Below are 16,756 nucleotides of genomic sequence, written 5' to 3'. Positions count from 1 at the left end.
CCATGACTAATCTGGCACTCTTTGACCTCGATCACACGCTGATCCCGACCGATAGCGACCACGAATGGGGCCGCTTCATGGTGAAGCTCGGCATCGTCGACGCGGAAAGCTTTTCGCGTCAGAACGACCAGTTCTTCGCCGACTACAAGGCCGGCAAGCTCGACATCCACGCGTACCTCACGGCGATGCTCACGCCGCTCGCGAAGTATTCGCGCGCGCAGCTCGCCGAGTGGCACGAGCAGTACATGCACGAGGTGATCCGGCCCGCGATGACGCCCGCCGCGCTCGAACTCGTGCGCCAGCACCTCGATGCCGGCGACCTGTGCTGCGTCGTCACCGCGACCAACGAATTCATCACGCGGCCGATCGCGACCGCCTTCGGCGTCGACACGCTGATCGCGTGCGAGGTCGAGACGACCGACGGCCACCCCGATTCGCCGTACACCGGCCGGCCGACCGGCACACCGAGCTATCGCGAAGGCAAGATCGTGCGCACCGAAGCGTGGCTCGCGTCGCTCGGCAAGCACTGGGACGATTTCGAGCACAGCTACTTCTACAGCGACTCGCACAACGACATCCCGCTGCTCGAGAAAGTCACCGACCCGATCGCGACCAACCCCGACGACACGCTGCGCGCGCATGCACGCGACCGCGGCTGGCGCATCCTCGATCTCTTCTGAACGTCGTGATCAAGAAATTCATCCGCAAGCTGCTCGGCCAGGACGACGCCGCGCAAACGCCCTCCGCCGCCGCCACCGATGCGGCGCCCGCCCCGCGCACCGCGAAGGGCGCCCGCGGCGCCGCCGCGAAGCGTCCGCGCAGCAACCACGAGCCGACCGTCGTGCCCGCGAGCGTGCACCGCATCGATCCCGCGCTGATCTCGAAGAACGCGGTGCGCGTGACCGACACGCTGCAACAGGCGGGCTTCCGCGCGTTCATCGTCGGCGGCGCGGTCCGCGACCTGCTGCTCGGCATCGCGCCGAAGGACTTCGACGTCGCGACCGACGCGACGCCGACCGAGGTCCAGCGCCTGTTCCGCCGCGCGCGCCTGATCGGCCGCCGCTTCCAGATCGTCCACGTGCAGTTCGGCCAGGAGCTGATCGAGGTGTCGACGTTCCGCGCGCTCGTCGATCCGCCCCCTGCCGAGGCCGAGCCGCCGAAGCGCCTGAAGCGCGACGAACTCGACCGCCGCACGCACGCGGTCGACGCGAGCGGCCGCGTACTGCGCGACAACGTGTGGGGCGAACAGCACGAGGACGCCGCGCGCCGCGACTTCACGATCAACGCGATGTACTACGACCCGTCGACGCAGACGGTGCTCGACTACCACGACGGGATGGCCGACGTGCGCGCCCGCCTGCTGCGGATGATCGGCGACCCGGCCACGCGCTATCGCGAGGACCCGGTGCGGATGCTGCGCGTGGTGCGCTTCGCGGCGAAGCTCGGCTTCGACATCGAGCCGCATACGCGCGAGCCGATCAACGCGCTCGCCGACCTGATCAACAACGTGCCGGCCGCGCGCCTGTTCGACGAGATGCTGAAGCTGCTGCTGTCCGGCCACGCGCTCGCGTGCCTGAAGCAGCTGCGCGGCGAAGGCCTGCACCACGGGCTGCTGCCGCTCCTCGACGTCGTGCTCGAACAGCCGCAGGGCGAGAAGTTCATCACGCTCGCGCTGAACAACACCGACGCGCGCGTGCGCGCCGGCAAGCCGGTGTCGCCGGGCTTCCTGTTCGCGACGCTGCTGTGGCACGACATGCGCCAGCGCTTCGAGCAGTACACGGCCGACGGCGAGTTCCCGGTGCCCGCGCTGCATCGCGCGATGGACGACGTGCTCGACATGCAGACCGAGAAGCTCGCGATCCACAAGCGCTACTCGGCCGACATGCGCGAGATCTGGGGCCTGCAGTTGCGCCTCGAGAAGCGCTCCGGCCGCAGCGCGCTGCGCCTGCTGGAACACCAAAGATTCAGAGCGGGGTATGATTTCCTCCTGTTACGCTGCGAATCCGGCGAGCTGGATCCTGCCGTCGGGCAGTGGTGGACGGAATTCATCGAAGGCGACGCGACCGCGCGCGACGCATTGCTCACGCAGGGCGGAGCCAAGGAGAAATCGCCCCGCAAGCGGCGCCGCCGCGGCGGCGCGAAGAACCGCAAGGGCACCGAAGGCGCGGAGCAGGCGTCGGACGGCCCGGCCGGTTCCGACGACTGACGCGCGCCGGCGAACGACGTAGGAAGTGATGCCATGACGGTTGCATATCTCGGACTGGGGGCGAATCTCGGCGATGCGCGCCAGACCTTGAAGGACGCGGTGGTATGCCTCGCGCAGCAGCGCACGGTTGCCGTGCTCGACAAGTCGAGCCTGTATCGCACGGCCCCGGTCGACGCCGGGGGCGACGACTACTACAACTGCGCGGTCAAGATCGACACGACGCTCGCCGCGCGCGAGCTGCTCGCCCTCTGCCAGAAGATCGAACATCACTTCGGGCGCGAGCGTCCGTACCGTAATGCGCCCCGCACGCTCGACATCGACATCCTGCTGTACGGCGTCGACTCGATCGACGAACCCGACCTGATCGTGCCGCACCCGCGCCTGACCGACCGCGCGTTCGCGCTCGTGCCGCTCGTCGAGCTCGACCCGGCGCTCCACATCCCGGCGCGCGGCCGGGCCGAGGCATTTCTCGCCGCGGTCGCGAGCCAGCGCATCGAGAAGGTCCAGACCTGCAAGTGCCCGATGCAGCGAGCGCTCGCCGCTGCCGGCGACGGCGCCGACAAGAACCCCTGCCGATGAACCCGACACCGCTGACCGTCACCGCGCCGGACCTGCGCGCGCCGCACCGCTATCTCGTGATCGAAGGCCCGATCGGCGTCGGCAAGACGACGCTGGCCCGCCTGCTCGCCGAGCGCTGGTCGATGCAGACGCTGCTCGAGCGCCCGCAGGACAATCCGTTTCTCGAGCGCTTCTATCGCGACACCGCGCGCTATGCGCTGCCGACGCAGCTGGCGTTCGCGCTGCAGCGCGCGCAGCAGGCGCGCGAACTGAGCGCGGCGCTGGACACGGGCCGGCCGGTCGTCGCCGATTTCATGCCGCAGAAGAACGAGATCTTCGCGCGGCTGAACCTGCCGGAAGACGAGTGGCAGCTCTATCGCGCGCTCGCGGCGCACGTCGACGCGCCCCGGGCGAGCGCACCCGATCTCGTCGTCTACCTGCAGGCGAGCCCCGAGGTGCTGTACGCGCGGATCCAGAAGCGCGGCCTGCCGATGGAGCTGCAGATCAGCGACACCTACCTGCGCGCGCTCGTCGACGCATACAACGAATTCTTCTATCACTACGACCGCACGCCGGTGCTGACGGTCGCCGCGGAACACCTGAATCCGCTGGACTCCCCCGAGGATCTCGCATTGCTGGTCGAGCACATCGCAACGATGCGCGGCCGCAAGGAATTCTTCGTCAAGGGCGAGACGACGCGCTGACGCGTCTCGCCGCTGTTTTTACCCATCGAACCGGATTTCCCATGACCTATCTCCAGGAATCGAGCCGGGCTGCCGTGACCGTGCCGAAACTGCAGGCGATGCGCGACGCCGGCGAGAAGATCGCGATGCTGACCTGCTACGACGCGAGCTTCGCCGCGCTGCTCGACCGCGCGGGCGTCGACGTCCTCCTGATCGGCGATTCGCTCGGCAACGTGCTGCAAGGCCACACCACCACCCTGCCCGTCACGCTCGACGACATCGCGTATCACACCGCCTGCGTCGCACGCGCGCAGCCGCGCACGCTGATCGTCGCGGACCTGCCGTTCGGCACCTACGGCACGCCCGCCGACGCGTTCGAGAGTTCGGTCAAGCTGATGCGCGCCGGCGCGCAGATGGTCAAGCTCGAAGGCGGCGAATGGCTCGCCGACACCGTGCGCTTCCTGGTCGAGCGCGCGGTGCCCGTGTGCGCGCACGTCGGCCTGACGCCGCAATCGGTGCATGCGTTCGGCGGCTTCAAGGTGCAGGGCAAGACCGAAGCCGGCGCCGCGCAACTGCTGCGCGACGCGCGCGCGATCGAGGACGCGGGCGCGCAGCTCGTCGTGCTCGAGGCCGTGCCGACGCTCGTCGCATCCGAAGTCACGCACATGCTGCGCATTCCGACGATCGGCATCGGCGCGGGTGTGGACTGCTCGGGCCAGGTGCTGGTGCTGCACGACATGCTCGGCATCTTCCCCGGCAAGCGGCCGCGCTTCGTCAAGGACTTCATGCAGGGCCAGCCGAATATTCAGGCGGCGGTCGAAGCGTATGTGCGCGCGGTGAAGGACGGTTCGTTTCCTGGGCCAGAGCATACGTTCTGATGCGCGGCGGCGCGCACGAGTAGCGACTCGCCGCCGATTCGCAGACGCAAAAAAACGCGGCGCCCGTTGCGGGGCGCCGCGTTTTTTTCATCGTTGCATTCGGGAGGGCCGGCGCGGCCTCGGCGGCCACCCCTGCCGGTCACATCATTTCAACACCGCATCCAGCGCGCCGCGCAGCGCGTTGGTCAAGAGCAGCGCTTGCGCGCGCGACAGGTCCTCGCGCGTCACGACGCGCTCCATCGCGCCGAACGACGGATCGTCGAGCAGCACCCCGCGCATCACACCCGGCAGCACCCCGCTCGACAGCGGCGGCGTCACCCATCGCCCATCGAGCTTCACGAACAGGTTCGAGCGGCCGCCTTCCGTCACTTCGCCGCGCTCGTTGACGAACAGCATGTCGAAGCACCCGAGCGCCTCGGCGGCCTGCCATGCGCGATCGTATTCGGCGCGACGCGTCGTCTTGTGCAGCAGCAGTGCGTCGTCCGAACGCATCGGCGCAAAGCCGTGCTCCGATGCGAGCAGCACGCCGACCGGCCCTCGCGGCAGCGGTTTCAACGACGCGGCGACAATCTCGAACGCCCCATCCTTCGCAAGCGACAGCTTCATCCGGTAAGGACCGTCGCCTTCGAGCGACGCGCAATCCGCAGCGATCCGTTCGCGGCATGCAGCTTCGTCGAAACGAAAGCCGAACGCGTCCGCACTGCGCCGCAGCCGCGCGAGATGCCGGTCGAGATGACGGATGCCGTCCGCACGCGTCGCGCAGGTCGTTTCGAACAGCTGGAAGCCGGGATCGGCATCGGTCAGGAATCGCGCTTTCAATTCGCACTCCGCATATTCGTCGGCAGCGACGCTGTCGAGCACGATCCCCGCGCCGACACCCATCGTGCCGGTACGCCAGCCGTTGGCGATGGCCGTGCTTTCGCCTGCCGCACCTACGCCGGTCGCACCGATCGTCAACGTGCGAATCGCCACCGACAGGCAGAAATCGCCGCAGCCCGCCGCGGGTTCGCGCGGCGCGTCGAGCCAGCCGATCGCCCCCGTATAAAGGCCGCGCGGCGTCGACTCGATCTCGTCGATCAGCTGCATCGTCTTGTGTTTCGGCGCGCCGGTGATCGAGCCGCACGGAAACAGCGCGCGCAGCACATCGGCGAACGTCGTGCCGTCGCGCCATCCGGCTTCGACGGTCGACGTCATCTGCCACACCGACGCATACGGTTCGACCGAGAACAGCGCCGGCACCTTGACCGACCCCGTGCGCGCGATCCGCGACAGATCGTTGCGCAGCAGGTCGACGATCATCACGTTCTCGGCGCGGTTCTTCGGGTCGTTCGCGAGGAATGCCGCTGCCTGAGCATCGCGCTGCGGATCGCCCGAACGCGGCGCGGTGCCCTTCATCGGCCGCGCGCGCAGCACGTCGCCGTGCCGCTCGACGAACAGCTCCGGCGAGCACGACACGACCCACGCGCCGTCCGGCAGCGCGATCAGCGCGCCGTAGCGCACCGGCTGGCGCGCGCGCAGGCGCCGGTACAGCGCGAGCGGCGCGCCGAACGCGTCGAAATGCAGCCGGTACGTGTAGTTGACCTGATACGAGTCGCCCGCGCGCAGCGCGTCGTGCACCGCGGCGATCGCCGCATCGAACGCGTCGCGCGTCACGCTCTTCGTCACGTGCGCGACGCCCGCGATCGACGGCGACGCCGCGCCGCCGTCGCGCTGCGCGAGCCACGCATCGACCTCGTCGCGCGACAGGCGCTCACAGCGAGCAAACAGCAAAAAGCGCAGCGGGGCCTCGCCCGGCTGCGCCCGTTGCAGGTTGCGTCCGAATTCGTAATCGCCGACCACGACCGCGTGCAGCCCGTCGCGCAGGTCCTGCGCAAGCGCCGCATCGATCGCGTCGAGCTGCGCGGGATCGGCGCACACCCGCTCGCGCACGAAGCCCGTATACAAGCGACTCGACCGCGCGGACGCGGTCGAGTCGCAATCGTCCAAGAGCGCGAACGACGCGCTCTCGCTGCCTTCAGTCATGCCGTTACTCGAAGAAGCTCTTCACCCGGTCGAACCAGCTCTTGCTCTGCGGGCTGTGGCGTGCGCCGCCCTCGGCCAGCGATTTCTCGAACTGCTTGAGCAGATCGCGCTGTTGCTCGGTCAGCTTCACCGGCGTCTCGACCTGCACGTGCACGTACAAATCGCCCGCGATGCTCGAACGCAGCCCCTTGATGCCCTTGCCGCGCAGTCGGAACGTCTTGCCCGACTGCGTGCCTTCCGGCACCGGGAACGTCGCGCGGCCGGCCAGCGTCGGCACCTCGATCTCGCCGCCGAGCGCGGCGGTCGTGAACGGGATCGGCATCTGGCAATGCAGGTCGTCGCCGTCGCGCTCGAACACCGAGTGCGGCTTGATGTGGATCTCGACGTACAGGTCGCCCGGCGGCCCGCCGTTGATGCCCGGCTCGCCGTTGCCGGCCGAGCGGATCCGCATGCCGTCGTCGATCCCCGCCGGGATCTTCACTTCGAGCGTCTTGGTTTCCTTCACCTTGCCCGACCCGTGGCAATGCGCGCACGGCTCGGGAATGTAGGTGCCGCTGCCGTGGCATTTCGGGCAGGTCTGCTGGATGCTGAAGAAGCCCTGCGACATCCGCACCGTGCCCTGGCCGTGACAGGTCGGGCAGGTCTCGGGCTTGGTGCCCGGTTTCGCGCCCGAGCCGTGGCAGATCTCGCACGACACCCAGCTCGGCACGCGGATCTGCGTGTCGTAGCCGTGCGCGGCCTGCTCGAGCGTGATTTCCATGCTGTAGCGCAGGTCCGCGCCGCGATACACCTGCGGACCGCCCCGACCGCCGCGGCCACCCGCCGCCGCCTGGCCGAAGATGTCGCCGAAGATGTCGCCGAACGCGTCGGCAAAGCCGCCGAAGCCCTGTGCGCCCGCACCGCCCATGTTCGGATCGACGCCCGCGTGGCCGTACTGGTCGTACGCGGCCCGCTTCTGGCTGTCCGACAGCATTTCGTAGGCTTCCTTCGCCTCCTTGAAATGCTCTTCCGCACCCTTGTTGTCCGGATTGCGGTCAGGGTGATACTTCATCGCAAGCTTGCGATATGCCTTCTTGATTTCGTCGTCGCTCGCATTCTTCGCGACGCCCAGAACCTCGTAGTAATCCCGTTTCGCCATATCGATTCACTGCCGCCACGCCTGATGCGCGCAACGGCTCCTTTCGCCTGCAGTAAAGTCTCGCGACTCGTCTGGCGTTGCGGCGCGCCGTCCGTGGACGGCGTGCGCAGCGCCCGCCAAAAAACAAATGTGCCCGGAGGGCCGCGAAGCCCGCCAGGCGTAGAGTCGATCCGGCCATCCGGAAGGAAAGACAGACCGCTTGTCAGCCGCGCCGCGCGCGGTTCGCGCGCGGCGTACGGGGCTGTTGCAACCCGGCTCAGTCCTTCTTCACTTCCTTGAACTCGGCGTCGACGACGTCGTCCGCAGCCTGCTGCGCATTGCCCGCATGGGCCGCGCCTTCCGCTGCGCCTGCCGCGCCGGCCGCGCCTGCCTGCTGGGCCTGCATGTCGGCGTACATCTTCTCGCCGAGCTTCTGCGAGGCCGTCGCCACGGCTTCGACCTTCGCATCGATCGCGGCCTTGTCGCTCGTGGTGCTCTTCAGCACTTCCTCGAGCTCCTTCAGCGCGGCCTCGATCTTCTCCTTCTCGCCCGCGTCCAGCTTGTCGCCGTACTCGGTCAGCGCCTTCTTCGTGCTGTGGACGAGCGCGTCGCCCTGGTTGCGCGAATCGGCCAGCTCACGCAGCTTGTGATCTTCCGCCGCATTCGCTTCCGCGTCCTTGATCATCTGGTCGATCTCGGCTTCGGACAGGCCCGAGTTCGCCTTGATCGTGATCTTGTTTTCCTTGCCGGTCGCCTTGTCCTTCGCGCCGACGTGCAGGATGCCGTTCGCGTCGATGTCGAAGGTCACTTCGATCTGCGGCACGCCGCGCGGTGCGGGCGGGATGCCTTCCAGGTTGAACTCGCCGAGCAGCTTGTTGCCGGCCGCCATTTCGCGCTCGCCCTGGAACACCTTGATCGTCACGGCGCCCTGGTTGTCGTCCGCGGTGGAGTACACCTGCGCGTGCTTCGTCGGGATCGTCGTGTTCTTGTTGATCATCTTCGTCATCACGCCGCCGAGCGTCTCGATGCCGAGCGACAGCGGGGTCACGTCGAGCAGCAGCACGTCCTTGCGGTCGCCCGACAGGACCTGGCCCTGGATCGCCGCGCCGACCGCGACGGCTTCGTCCGGGTTCACGTCACGGCGCGGATCCTTGCCGAAGAATTCCTTCACCTTCTCCATGACCTTCGGCATGCGGGTCTGGCCGCCGACCAGGATCACGTCGTCGATGTCCGACACCTTGACGCCCGCGTCCTTGATCGCGATGCGGCACGGCTCGATCGTGCGCTCGACCAGATCCTCGACCAGCGCTTCCAGCTTCGCGCGGGTGATCTTCAGGTTCAAGTGCTTCGGACCCGAAGCGTCCGCCGTGATGTACGGCAGGTTGATTTCGGTCTGCTGGCTCGACGACAGCTCGATCTTCGCCTTTTCGGCGGCTTCCTTCAGGCGCTGCAGCGCGAGCACGTCCTTCGACAGGTCGACGCCCTGCTCCTTCTTGAACTCGCCGATGATGTAGTCGATGATGCGCTGGTCGAAGTCCTCGCCGCCGAGGAACGTGTCGCCGTTGGTCGACAGCACTTCGAACTGCATTTCGCCGTCGACGTCCGCGATCTCGATGATCGACACGTCGAACGTGCCGCCGCCGAGGTCATACACGGCGATCTTGCGGTCGCCCTTCTCGGCCTTGTCGAGGCCGAACGCGAGCGCGGCTGCCGTCGGCTCGTTGATGATCCGCTTGACTTCGAGGCCCGCGATGCGGCCCGCGTCCTTGGTCGCCTGGCGCTGGCTGTCGTTGAAGTACGCCGGCACCGTGATCACGGCTTCCGTGACCGGCTCGCCGAGGTAGTCTTCGGCCGTCTTCTTCATCTTGCGCAGCACTTCCGCCGAAACCTGCGGCGGCGCGAGTTTTTCGCCGTGCGCCTCGACCCATGCGTCGCCGTTGTCGGCCTTGATGATCGCGTACGGCATCAGGCCGATGTCCTTCTGGACTTCCTTCTCTTCGAAGCGGCGGCCGATCAGGCGCTTGACCGCGAACAGCGTGTTCTTCGGGTTCGTCACCGACTGACGCTTGGCCGGCGCGCCGACGAGCACCTCGTTGTCGTCCATGTAGGCGATGATCGACGGCGTGGTGCGCGCACCTTCCGAGTTCTCGATGACCTTGACCTGGTTGCCTTCCATGATGGCAACGCACGAGTTCGTGGTGCCGAGGTCAATACCGATGATCTTTCCCATTTTTCCTAATCTCCAGAAATCCTTGATTGCTGCGCGAAAACCTGCTCTTTTTGGGCCGTTTCGCGCGCCGAATTCAACTCTGTTCCCGAAATAAGTCCGCTCGCGCCGTTTTCAAGACCCGACAAGCGATGCGGCTATTAAATTTTTTCAATCGCCGGACGCCGCCGGAGCGCCGGCCGCCGGACCGCCGGCCGCCACGATCTTCGCCCGCGCTGCCGCCACCGCCGCCTGGAACTGCGCGAGACCGTGCCAGCCGGTCGCGCGGCCGAGCCGCCTGCCGCGGTGAAAGAAGAACCACGTCGGTACGCCGTGCAGCCCGAAGCGTCGACCGAGGTCGCGATGTTCGTAGACGTTGCTGTGGAACCACTTCAGGCCCAGCGCGCGGATGGCATCCGGCTGCGCGAGCATCGCCTTCTTCGCGATTTCGCAGTTGAAGCAGTCGACGCCCCAGAAGAACACCACGGCGAGCGCGTCGCCCGCGCCCGCGAGGCCGGCATCGAACGTGTCGGCCGACAGCGCCTGCATGTCGAACGCGGCGAACGCGGCCGGATCGACGCCGGCGGGCCCCATGGCGGCAGCCTTACTTCGGTTGCGCGACCGTGACGAGCGCCGGGCGCAGCACGCGGTCGGCGATCGTATAGCCCTTCTGCAGCACGGCGACGACGGTGTTCGGCTCCTGCTCGGCCGGCACCATCGAGATCGCCTGATGCAGGTGCGGATCGAACTTCTCGCCGACCGGGTTGATCGCGACGACGCGCCCCTTCTCGAGCGCACTCGTCAGCTGGCGCAGCGTCAGCTCGACGCCCTCGCGCACCTTCGCGAGGTCGCCGGACGTGTCGCCCACCGCCGCCTCGAGGCTGTCCAGCACCGGCAGCAGGTGCTCCGCAAAGCTCTCGATCGCGAATTTGTGCGCCTTCGCGACGTCGTCCTGCGCGCGGCGGCGCACGTTCTCGGTCTCGGCCTTCGCCCGCAGGAAGCTTTCCTGCAGCTCGGCGACCTTGGCCTGAGCCTCGGCGAGCGCCGCTTCGGCGGCTTCGACAGCCGGCGCGGCGCCCTGCGCCGCCTGCGTCTCGCTGCCGATGTCTTCGGCCGATTGGGTAGCCGGGTTCTCTTGCGTGTTTTCCATGTCGCTGAAAGTCGATTAGAGGTTGAAGCCAAACCGGCAACCGTCTGACGAATCGTCGACGGCACCGCACAGTACTGGTGCAGATAAGGGCGAAAACAACGAGTTCAAGAGGGTTATTCGCACGCATTCTCCAACGCCGCGAATCAACCGCGCCGTCCGCGGCAACCGCCGCCCGAGCGGTCGAAACGGCCTGTAACAACGCTTACCCGGCGACTACTAGCCCGCCTCCGGACGCTGCACTACACTGCATTTCAGGCATCGGCGCGGCGCGTTTACCCTGACCCGGCCGTTGCCCGAACTCCACCAGGCGCCATTTTCACCCGTCTTCTCGAGGGGAGTACCGTGAAACTGACCTTTGCCATATCGGTGGTCGCGCTGGTACTCATTGCTGGCACCACCACCATCTGCCTGTCCGGGGCGGTCACCGACCGCACGACCGAATACGGCAGCGTACAGGCGACGCTGGACCAGATGTTCAGCTCCCACCCGAAAATCTGTCGATGATGCGACGGTCGCGTTTCGTCGGCCGGCCGTGCAGTTGGGCCGCCGGTTCGTGGAACGTGCGTCGCCGCTCCTGCTCGGCGAGCCGCGCGGCCCGCCCGGATTCCGTCTCCGCGTAAAGCGTCTGCGCGACGCTCGCCGGCCCGCGCACGTCGCACACGCCCAGCACGGCAATGTGCCAGACGATGCCGTCAATCGCAATCTCGACCTCGTCGCCGACGCGCACCTCCTTGGCCGGCTTGACCGGCGCGCCGCCGATCCGCACCCGCCCCTTCTCGACCGCATCGGCCGCGAGCGAGCGCGTCTTGAAGAACCGGGCGGCCCACAGCCACTTGTCGATGCGCAGCCGCGCGCCCGGCTCGGTGGAAATCTTGTAGTTCATGTCAGCCTCCGCCGGGCCGCCCCGAGGGGGCAGAGAACAATGTGAGCGTTGGGGGTCGTTTCATTTCAGCCTATCGTTTCCAGCTGCGCCGCCTTGACCGGCCAGCCCTGCAGATTCTCGGCGACGATCTCGCCGAGCGCGCCGATCCACGCATGCGCGCTGTTCAGGCACGGGATACGGTGGAACGCCTTGCCGCCGCCCGCGATGAATTCGTCGCGCACTTCCATCCCGATCTCCTCGATCGTCTCGAGGCAGTCGGCCGTGAAGCCCGGACAGAACACGTCCGCGCGCCGCACGCCCGCTTCGCCGAGCTCGCGCAGCGTCGGCGCGGTATACGGCTGCAGCCATTCGGCCTTGCCGAAACGCGACTGGAAGGTCACGCGGCACTCGATCGTCGACAGCCCGAGCGCCGTCATCAGCAGCGCGGCCGTCTGCTGGCACTGGTCGTGATAGGGATCGCCGAGGTCGAGCGTGCGCTTCGGCACGCCGTGGAAGCTCAGCACCAGCTTGTCGCCGGCCGCGAAATCGGGCCGCCCGTGCTGCGCCCAGTATTGCCGCACCTGCTCGGCGAGCGCGTGGACATACGCCGGATGATCGGCGTAATGACGCACGGTGCGGACTTCCGGCTGGTTGCGCATGCGCGCGAGCGCGTTGAACGCCGCGTCGAAGGCGGTCGCCGTCGTCGACGCGGAATATTGCGGATACATCGGCATCAGCAGCACGCGCTCGACGCCCGCGCGCTTGAGCTGCGCGAGCACCTGCGCGATGCTCGGGCTGCCGTAGCGCATCGCGTAGTCGACCAGCACCTGATAGCCGTTCGACGCGAGCAGGTGGCGCACGCCGTCGACCTGGCGCTCGGTGTGCACGCGCAGCGGCGAGCCTTCGGGCATCCACACGGCCGCGTATTTCTTCGCGGACGCGCGGCCGCGCAACGGCAGGATCAGCGTGCGCAGCAGGACCTGCCAGACCGCCTGCGGGATTTCGACCACGCGGGGATCGGACAGGAATTCGGCGAGATAGCGACGGACCGCGCGCGGCGTCGGGGCGTCGGGCGTGCCGAGGTTGATCAGCAGCACCGCGATGCGATGGGCGGCCGCGACGCTCGATGGCGGCTCAAGATCGAAGCGCATAAGCAAGGACGTGCTCGACGCACGAAACCGGACGGCTTTCAATTATAGCGGGCCGTCCTGCAACGGGTGACTGGCCGTTCGGCCGATTGCGGCGCGCAGCGCACCGCGGCACGATGGCGGGACCGGCCATCAGAGCGGTTATTGCTGGCTGAGCGTGAGCGACAGCAGGCGCGCGGTGATGTCGACGATCGGGATCACGCGGTTGTACGCCATCCGGGTCGGGCCGATCACGCCAAGCGTGCCGACGATCTGGCCGTTCACCTCGTAGGGGGCGGTGACGACGCTCATTTCCTCGATCGGCACGAGCGTCGATTCGCCGCCGATGAAGATCTGCACGCCCTGCGCATGGCTCGACACGTCGAGCAGCTGCAGGAGGCCTGTCTTCTGGTCGAACACGTCGAACAGCTTGCGCAGCCGCGCCATGTCGGACGACAGGTCGGCGACCTCGAGCAGGTTGCGCTCGCCGGAAATGAGCACGGTGTCCTCCGTATCCGGCACCTCGGTGCTCGCGGTCACGGCCGCGTGCATCAGCGCGGTCATGTCGCCGCGCAACTGGTCGATCTCGTCGCGCAGGCGACGGCGCACCTCGTCGAACGACAGGCCGGCGAAATGCGCGTTGATGTAGTTGGACGCCTCGGTCAGCTGCGACGGCGAGTAGTCGCGCGGCGTCGCGAGCATCCGGTTCTGCACGTCGCCTTCGGGGGTGACGATGATGAGCAGGATGCGCTTGTCGGACAGGCGCATGAACTCGATCTGCTTGAACACGTGGCTGCGGCGCGGCGTCAGCACGACGCCCGCGAACTGCGACAGGTTCGACAGCACGCTCGCCGCGGCCGCGACCACCTTCTGCTGCGGCTCGCCGGCCTGCAGCGTGGTCTGGACCTGGCGGGCGACCGCCTCGGCGTCGATCGGCGCCTCGACCGTCAGCATCGTGTCGACGAACAGGCGGTAGCCGCGCGGGGTCGGCACGCGGCCGGCCGACGTGTGCGGGCTCGAGACGAGGCCGAGCTCCTCCAGGTCGGACATCACGTTGCGGATCGTCGCCGGGCTCAGTTCCAGCCCGGAATAACGAGACAACGTGCGCGATCCGACCGGCTGACCGTCGGCGATATACCGTTCGATCAGGGTTTTCAGGAGGGTTCGTGCGCGAGGATCTAGCATGGTGGAAAATTTTAGCGCAACCGCGCGACTGCGGCGAGTGGCCGCGCCCGGCACGCAAACGGGCCGGGCGCGGCGCCCGGGGCCGCAAACGGTTCTTTTCGTCAACGAGCTATGGTGTAATGCCGCCATGAAAACCGGTAATCAGTTCCATACTGTCGCGCTCGTCGGCCGGAGCAACACGCCCGGCATCGCCGAGCCGCTCGCCACGCTGGCCGACTGCCTCGCGAAGGGGGGCTTCGAGGTGGTCTTCGAAGCCGATACCGCGCGCGAGTTCGGCATCGGCGGCTACCCGGCGCTCACCCCGGCCGAAATCGGGGCGCGCGCCGACGTGGCGGTCGTGCTCGGCGGCGACGGCACGATGCTCGGCATCGGCCGGCAGCTCGCGCCGTACAAGACGCCGCTGATCGGGATCAACCACGGGCGGCTCGGCTTCGTCACGGACATCGCGGCGGCCGACATGCAGGCGCGCGTCCCGGTGATGCTGGCCGGCAAGTTCGAGCGCGAGGAACGGTCGCTGCTCGAGGCCCGGATCATGCGCAACTGCGAACCGATCTACCACGCGCTCGCGTTCAACGACGTCGTCGTGAACCGCAGCGGCTTTTCCGGGATGGTCGAGCTGCGCGCGACGGTGGACGGCCGGTACATGTACAACCAGCGCTCGGACGGCCTGATCGTCGCGACGCCGACCGGCTCGACCGCTTACGCGCTGTCGTCGGCCGGGCCGATCCTCCATCCGCAGCTGCAGGGCATCGTGCTCGTGCCGATCGCGCCGCATGCGCTGTCGAACCGGCCGATCGTGCTGCCCGACGACACCCGGATCGCGATCCAGATCGTCGGCGGGCGCGACGTCAACGTGAATTTCGACATGCAGTCGTTTACCGCGCTCGAACTGAACGACACGATCGAGGTGCGCCGCTCGAAGCACACCGTGCCGTTCCTGCACCCGATCGGCTACAGCTATTACGCGACGCTGCGCAAGAAGCTGCACTGGAACGAGCACGCCTCGAACGAAGACGACGACACGGCGTCCTGACGCCCAACCGCCCGACACCATGCTCCGCCACCTCTCGATCCGCGACTTCGTCATCGTCGCCGCGCTCGATCTCGAATTCGACAGCGGCTTTACCGTCTTCTCCGGCGAAACCGGCGCCGGCAAATCGATCCTGATCGACGCACTTGCGCTGGCGCTCGGCGAACGCGCCGACGCGAGCGTCGTGCGCACCGGCTGCGGCCGCGCCGACATCACCGCCGAATTCACCCAGCACGACCGCGTCGCGCGCTGGCTCGACGAGCACGCGTTCGACGCCGAGGACACCGTGATGCTACGCCGCGTGATCGACGCGAACGGCCGCTCGCGCGCGTTCATCAACGGCACCAGCGCGACGCTCGCGCAATTGCGCGAAGTCGGCGAGATGCTCGTCGACATCCACGGCCAGCACGCGCACCAGCTGCTGATGCGGCCGGACGCGCAGCGCGAGCTGTTCGACACGCATGCCGGCCTCGTGGCCGACGCCGCGAACGTCGCGCGCGCGTGGCGCGTGTGGCGCGACGCGACCCAGGCGATCGACGCGGCGAAGGCGCACGAGCGCGAACTGCAGCTCGAACGCGAAAAGCTCGCGTGGCAGCTCGCCGAGCTCGACAAGCTCGCGCCGCAGCCCGGCGAATGGGACGAAGTCAGCAACGAACACAAGCGCCTGTCGCATTCGGCGAACCTGATCGACGGCGTGCAGGGCGCGCTCAACGCGCTGTCCGAAGCGGACGATGCGATGCTCGCGCAACTCGGCGCGATCGTGTCGAAGCTGCGCAGCCTCGCCGACTACGATCCGGCGCTCGGCGATGCGCTCGCGTCGCTCGAGCCGGCCGAAATCCAGCTGCAGGAGGCCGTCTACTCGCTGTCGCACTACGCGCAGCGCCTCGACCTCGACCCGAACCGGCTCGCGCAGGTCGAAACGCGCCTCGACGCGCTGCATTCGACCGCCCGCAAATTCCGCCTGCAGCCCGACACGCTGCACGAGGAGCACGCGGCGCGGCGCGCGCAGCTGGCCGCGCTCGACGCCGCCGCCGACCTCGGCGCGCTGCACGCCGCGCAGGCCAAGGCGTGGGACGCGTACCTCGTCGACGCGAAGCGCCTGTCGAAGGCGCGCGCGCAGGCGGCCAAGGCGCTCGGCACGGCCGTGACCGCCGGCATGCAGGAGCTGTCGATGGCGGGCGGCAGCTTCGAGGTCGCGCTCGTGCCGCTCGCCGACGGCGGCCCGCACGGCCTCGAACAGGTCGAGTTCCGCGTCGCCGGGCACCCGGGCGTGCCGCTGCGGCCGCTCGCGAAGGTCGCGTCGGGCGGCGAGCTCGCGCGGGTCAGCCTCGCGCTCGCGGTCATTGCGAGCGCTGCGAGCCCGACGCCGACGCTGATCTTCGACGAAGTCGATACGGGAATCGGCGGCGGCGTCGCCGAAGTGGTCGGCCGGCTGCTGCACCAGTTGGGCCGCGACCGGCAGGTGCTGTGCGTGACCCATCTGCCGCAGGTCGCGGCGCGCGGCGACCAGCACTTCCAGGTCGCCAAGGGCGCCGACGACAACGGCGGCACCGTGTCGACGGTCGTTCCGCTCGACAAGGCGAGCCGCGTCGAGGAAGTCGCGCGGATGCTCGGCGGGCTCGAGATCACGGCAACGACGCGCAAGCACGCGAAGGAAATGCTGGCAGCCTGACGGGCCGCTCTGCCGCGGAAAGCGGTTGGAGCTCGGGGCTCGATCCCGGATTCGGATTCG

At 67.9% G+C, this 16,756-nt stretch carries 16 protein-coding genes; 8 read left to right on the top strand and 8 right to left on the bottom strand.

The annotated features are described in order from the left end of the window. Positions 1-2: 2 nt before the first annotated feature. From KY49_RS02135 to panB, 5 genes are read left to right on the top strand one after another with little or no spacing between them, the layout of a single operon-like run. On the top strand, positions 3-680 hold the full coding sequence (locus KY49_RS02135) for an HAD family hydrolase (RefSeq protein WP_042583174.1): 678 nt from the start codon (positions 3-5) through the stop codon (positions 678-680). Positions 681-685: 5 nt separating this feature from the next. After that, positions 686-2,206: a polynucleotide adenylyltransferase PcnB gene (gene pcnB, locus KY49_RS02130; protein ID WP_042583173.1), complete on the top strand. Its 1,521-nt coding sequence runs from the start codon at positions 686-688 to the stop codon at positions 2,204-2,206. Between the two features lie 33 nt (positions 2,207-2,239). Then, positions 2,240-2,785 (top strand): 2-amino-4-hydroxy-6-hydroxymethyldihydropteridine diphosphokinase, encoded by a 546-nt coding sequence (gene folK, locus KY49_RS02125; protein WP_010091451.1) that lies wholly within the window; start codon positions 2,240-2,242, stop codon positions 2,783-2,785. After that, positions 2,782-3,468: a deoxynucleoside kinase gene (locus KY49_RS02120; protein WP_042583172.1), complete on the top strand. Its 687-nt coding sequence runs from the start codon at positions 2,782-2,784 to the stop codon at positions 3,466-3,468. Before folK ends, KY49_RS02120 begins: the two co-directional genes overlap by 4 nt. 41 nt (positions 3,469-3,509) lie before the next feature. Then, a complete protein-coding gene (gene panB / locus KY49_RS02115; protein WP_042583171.1) occupies positions 3,510-4,325 on the top strand; it encodes a 3-methyl-2-oxobutanoate hydroxymethyltransferase in 816 nt (271 codons plus the stop codon). A 144-nt stretch (positions 4,326-4,469) separates the two neighbouring features. Here panB and pabB read toward each other — a convergent pair whose 3' ends face one another. From pabB to grpE, 5 genes are all read right to left on the bottom strand, one after another. Continuing rightward, complete coding sequence (gene pabB / locus KY49_RS02110) at positions 4,470-6,347, bottom strand: aminodeoxychorismate synthase component I (protein ID WP_042583170.1); 1,878 nt, start codon at positions 6,345-6,347, stop codon at positions 4,470-4,472. A gap of 4 nt (positions 6,348-6,351) precedes the next feature. Further along, the gene (dnaJ, locus tag KY49_RS02105; protein ID WP_042583169.1) at positions 6,352-7,485 is read right to left on the bottom strand and encodes a molecular chaperone DnaJ; all 1,134 of its coding nucleotides are present in this window, start codon (positions 7,483-7,485) and stop codon (positions 6,352-6,354) included. Between the two features lie 256 nt (positions 7,486-7,741). Further along, a complete protein-coding gene (gene dnaK, locus KY49_RS02100) occupies positions 7,742-9,694 on the bottom strand; it encodes a molecular chaperone DnaK (RefSeq protein ID WP_042583168.1) in 1,953 nt (650 codons plus the stop codon). A gap of 147 nt (positions 9,695-9,841) precedes the next feature. Continuing rightward, positions 9,842-10,264, bottom strand: coding sequence for a thioredoxin family protein (locus KY49_RS02095; RefSeq protein WP_042583167.1), 423 nt, complete (start codon positions 10,262-10,264; stop codon positions 9,842-9,844). 10 nt (positions 10,265-10,274) lie between these two features. Then, the gene (gene grpE / locus KY49_RS02090) at positions 10,275-10,820 is read right to left on the bottom strand and encodes a nucleotide exchange factor GrpE (protein ID WP_042583166.1); all 546 of its coding nucleotides are present in this window, start codon (positions 10,818-10,820) and stop codon (positions 10,275-10,277) included. A gap of 342 nt (positions 10,821-11,162) precedes the next feature. On the opposite strand from grpE, the gene KY49_RS38005 reads away from it, so the two are divergent. Beyond that, complete coding sequence (locus KY49_RS38005) at positions 11,163-11,324, top strand: hypothetical protein (protein ID WP_174964088.1); 162 nt, start codon at positions 11,163-11,165, stop codon at positions 11,322-11,324. Here the strand turns inward: KY49_RS38005 and KY49_RS02085 are convergent. From KY49_RS02085 to hrcA, 3 genes are all read right to left on the bottom strand, one after another. After that, positions 11,296-11,703, bottom strand: coding sequence for an RNA-binding S4 domain-containing protein (locus tag KY49_RS02085; RefSeq protein ID WP_042583165.1), 408 nt, complete (start codon positions 11,701-11,703; stop codon positions 11,296-11,298). The two genes, KY49_RS38005 and KY49_RS02085, sit on opposite strands and share 29 nt — an antisense overlap. A 65-nt stretch (positions 11,704-11,768) precedes the next feature. Continuing rightward, positions 11,769-12,833, bottom strand: coding sequence for a ferrochelatase (gene hemH, locus KY49_RS02080; RefSeq protein ID WP_042583164.1), 1,065 nt, complete (start codon positions 12,831-12,833; stop codon positions 11,769-11,771). Between the two features lie 138 nt (positions 12,834-12,971). After that, complete coding sequence (hrcA, locus tag KY49_RS02075) at positions 12,972-13,994, bottom strand: heat-inducible transcriptional repressor HrcA (RefSeq protein ID WP_042583163.1); 1,023 nt, start codon at positions 13,992-13,994, stop codon at positions 12,972-12,974. A gap of 127 nt (positions 13,995-14,121) precedes the next feature. Between hrcA and KY49_RS02070 the strand changes: the two genes are divergently transcribed. Both KY49_RS02070 and recN read left to right on the top strand, forming a co-directional pair. Further along, complete coding sequence (locus tag KY49_RS02070; RefSeq protein WP_042583162.1) at positions 14,122-15,027, top strand: NAD kinase; 906 nt, start codon at positions 14,122-14,124, stop codon at positions 15,025-15,027. Positions 15,028-15,046: 19 nt separating this feature from the next. After that, positions 15,047-16,696, top strand: a complete 1,650-nt coding sequence (recN, locus tag KY49_RS02065; protein ID WP_042583161.1) for a DNA repair protein RecN — start codon at positions 15,047-15,049, stop codon at positions 16,694-16,696. Positions 16,697-16,756: the final 60 nt, after the last annotated feature.

Origin of the sequence: Burkholderia sp. MSHR3999 (assembly GCF_000833595.1) — a bacterium.
In the GTDB taxonomy this organism is placed as follows: domain Bacteria; phylum Pseudomonadota; class Gammaproteobacteria; order Burkholderiales; family Burkholderiaceae; genus Burkholderia; species Burkholderia ubonensis.
The sequence above is the reverse complement of the archived record's forward strand: the minus strand, read 5'-3'. Positions and strand labels throughout refer to the sequence as shown.

Bases quoted from the DNA above. Each gene is read 5' to 3' on its own strand.
- KY49_RS02135 (WP_042583174.1), top strand. From the start codon at position 3: ATGACTAATCTGGCACTCTTTGACCTCGATCACACGCTGATCCCGACC.
- folK (WP_010091451.1), top strand. From the start codon at position 2,240: ATGACGGTTGCATATCTCGGACTGGGGGCGAATCTCGGCGATGCGCGC.
- KY49_RS02120 (WP_042583172.1), top strand. From the start codon at position 2,782: ATGAACCCGACACCGCTGACCGTCACCGCGCCGGACCTGCGCGCGCCG.
- panB (WP_042583171.1), top strand. From the start codon at position 3,510: ATGACCTATCTCCAGGAATCGAGCCGGGCTGCCGTGACCGTGCCGAAA.
- pabB (WP_042583170.1), bottom strand. From the start codon at position 6,347: ATGACTGAAGGCAGCGAGAGCGCGTCGTTCGCGCTCTTGGACGATTGC.
- dnaJ (WP_042583169.1), bottom strand. From the start codon at position 7,485: ATGGCGAAACGGGATTACTACGAGGTTCTGGGCGTCGCGAAGAATGCG.
- dnaK (WP_042583168.1), bottom strand. From the start codon at position 9,694: ATGGGAAAGATCATCGGTATTGACCTCGGCACCACGAACTCGTGCGTT.
- KY49_RS02095 (WP_042583167.1), bottom strand. From the start codon at position 10,264: ATGGGGCCCGCCGGCGTCGATCCGGCCGCGTTCGCCGCGTTCGACATG.
- grpE (WP_042583166.1), bottom strand. From the start codon at position 10,820: ATGGAAAACACGCAAGAGAACCCGGCTACCCAATCGGCCGAAGACATC.
- KY49_RS02085 (WP_042583165.1), bottom strand. From the start codon at position 11,703: ATGAACTACAAGATTTCCACCGAGCCGGGCGCGCGGCTGCGCATCGAC.
- hemH (WP_042583164.1), bottom strand. From the start codon at position 12,833: ATGCGCTTCGATCTTGAGCCGCCATCGAGCGTCGCGGCCGCCCATCGC.
- hrcA (WP_042583163.1), bottom strand. From the start codon at position 13,994: ATGCTAGATCCTCGCGCACGAACCCTCCTGAAAACCCTGATCGAACGG.
- KY49_RS02070 (WP_042583162.1), top strand. From the start codon at position 14,122: ATGAAAACCGGTAATCAGTTCCATACTGTCGCGCTCGTCGGCCGGAGC.
- recN (WP_042583161.1), top strand. From the start codon at position 15,047: ATGCTCCGCCACCTCTCGATCCGCGACTTCGTCATCGTCGCCGCGCTC.